This window comes from Sphingorhabdus sp., assembly GCF_040079335.1.
In the GTDB taxonomy this organism is placed as follows: domain Bacteria; phylum Pseudomonadota; class Alphaproteobacteria; order Sphingomonadales; family Sphingomonadaceae; genus Sphingorhabdus_B.
Genome location: NZ_JBEBKL010000114.1, coordinates 1 through 2,340 on the forward strand (window position 1 = coordinate 1; position 2,340 = coordinate 2,340).

The following is a 2,340-nucleotide window of genomic DNA, read 5'->3' on the forward strand; positions in this document are numbered from 1 at the left end:
GGCACTTCGGCGTGTTTCTCGCGGAAGCGCGCCGCGATGTGGAAAATGTCGGCCGTGGTGGTGCCCGCGCTCAGACTGCGGATGTTGGCCGCCTGGATCGCCGGGCCATCGGCCATCGGATCGGTGAACGGCATGCCGAGTTCGATCACATCCGCGCCGCCTTCGACCAGCGCGTCGAGGATCGCGATAGTGGTCTCGGGCGTCGGATCGCCGCCGGTGACGAAGGTGACGAGGGCGGGACCCTTGGCGAAGGCGGTGGCGAGGCGGGTCATTCAGACCATCCCTTCTTGGAATCTGGCCAGATGCGCCTCAAGCGAGGTATGGCCCAGATCAACCAGATCGCACCCAATCCGCCACCAATCCCAGATTGACTTGGCGAGGAAAACAGCTCTGTGGTCAAGAAATGACTAGCGCCGATTATCGCGATAAGGCCACCAATCAAAACGAGACCGCGCTTTACCCTAGGGCTCACAACTCCACCCCCAGTTGCACCACGGCCCTCTCCCCTTCAGGGGAGAGGGTTGGGAGAGGGGGCCGCATTTCGGCAATCACCGTCGCCAGATGCATCAAGACGCCTTCCAGATTCTGCATGACTTCAACATTGGAATAACGTTGCACCCGATAGCCTTGCGCTTCGAGAAAGCGAGTCCGAATGCGATCACGCTCGTCATCAATGTCATGCGTGTCGCCGTCGATTTCGACCACCAGCTTGGGGTCATTGGCAGCGAAATCAGCGATGTAACTTCCAATCACCTTTTCGCGCCGGAACTTTACCCCCATGAACCGTTCTGCTCGCAGTTGGAGCCACATCCGAGTTGCCGGTTCCGACATTTGCCTGCGGTTGGTCCTTGCGTAGCCGGTCAGGCGTGGATCGCGCATCTGCCCCTCTCTGCTGCGACTAGGCAGCAAGCTGCCAAGTCTCGCGCCTCTCCCCTGAAGGGGAGAGAGCAGATCAAAGCCCTCTCCCCTTCAGGGGAGAGGGTTGGGAGAGGGGGCTGAACAAGCCACTTGACGAAGGCGGATTGGAGGCGGGTCATTTCCCGGGCTTCATGAAAACGAGAATCGCAAAACCGGCGGCGCTGATCGGAAGAGCTAGCGAAACCGCATTGAGCAATCGGCCTAGAACCGTTTCCCAACCTGTCGCACAACCAAAACGGGTAGCCATTGGGTCCGCTGCCCGGAAGGTCTCCGGTATCCATTGTTGGCCATTGCAGGTCTCGGAAGCATACCACCTGACAAGGGCGAATGCGATCAAGCAAATTAACATCCCAATGAGCGGAGCTTTTCGCACCTTATAGCTCCACCCCAAGATGCTCCGCGACCGAGAAGATGTCCTTGTCGCCGCGCCCGCACAGGTTGGCGAGGATGATCTGGTCCTTGCCCATCGTCGGCGCGACCTTCTTCACCGCGGCGATGGCGTGGGCTGGTTCCAGCGCGGGGATGATGCCTTCGGTGCGGCAGAGCAGCTGGAACGCGGCCAGCGCTTCGGTATCGGTGACCGAGGTGTATTCGACCCGCCCGACTTCTTTGAGCCAGGCGTGCTCCGGCCCGATCCCCGGATAGTCGAGGCCCGCGCTGATCGAGTGGCCTTCGGTGATCTGGCCGTCGGCGTCCTGCAACAGGTAGGTCTTGTTGCCGTGGAGAATGCCGGGGCGTCCGCCCGCCAGGCTGGCGGCGTGTTCCTTGTCGAGCCCGTGGCCCGCCGCTTCGACGCCCAGCATCTTCACCGATGCATCGTCCAGGAACGGATGGAACAGCCCGATTGCATTGCTGCCACCGCCAATCGCCGCAACCAGCAGGTCGGGCAGTCGGCCCACGCGGCTGAGCATCTGGGCGCGGGCTTCCTTGCCGATCACGCTCTGGAAATCGCGGACCAGTTCAGGGTAGGGGTGTGGACCGGCGGCAGTGCCGATGATGTAGAAGGTGTCGTGGACATTGGCGACCCAGTCGCGCAGCGCCTCGTTCATCGCGTCCTTCAGCGTCGCGGCACCGGCGGTGACCGGGCGCACTTCGGCGCCGAGCAGCTTCATCCGAAACACGTTGGGCGCCTGCCGCGCCACGTCGGTTGCACCCATGAAGATCACACAAGGCAGGCCGAACCGCGCGCAGACCGTGGCGGTGGCGACCCCATGCTGGCCCGCGCCGGTTTCCGCAATGATCCGGGTCTTGCCCATCCGCATCGCCAGCAGGATCTGGCCGATGCAATTGTTGATCTTGTGCGCGCCGGTGTGGTTGAGCTCATCGCGCTTGAACCAGACCTGCGCGCCGCCTAATTCCGCAGTCAGGCGCGGCGCGAAATAGAGCGGGCTGGGGCGCCCGACGTAGTGTTCGAGCAGGTCG

3 protein-coding genes are annotated in these 2,340 nt (G+C 62.4%); all 3 read right to left on the minus strand.

The features are described 5' to 3' along the window. Positions 1-272: tryptophan synthase subunit alpha (locus ABL922_RS14590; protein WP_349024935.1), on the minus strand; the 272-nt coding region annotated here is incomplete at its 3' end. A 196-nt stretch (positions 273-468) separates the two neighbouring features. Beyond that, positions 469-879 carry a DUF559 domain-containing protein gene (locus tag ABL922_RS14595; RefSeq protein ID WP_349024936.1) on the minus strand — a complete coding sequence of 137 codons (411 nt, stop codon included), beginning with the start codon at positions 877-879 and terminating at the stop codon, positions 469-471. Positions 880-1,292: 413 nt separating this feature from the next. Next, a partial coding sequence (gene trpB / locus ABL922_RS14600; RefSeq protein ID WP_349024937.1) for a tryptophan synthase subunit beta occupies positions 1,293-2,340 on the minus strand: 1,048 nt, incomplete at its 5' end.

Excerpts from the sequence above, each read along its gene's own strand:
- ABL922_RS14595 (WP_349024936.1), bottom strand. The coding sequence starts at position 879 with ATGCGCGATCCACGCCTGACCGGCTACGCAAGGACCAACCGCAGGCAA.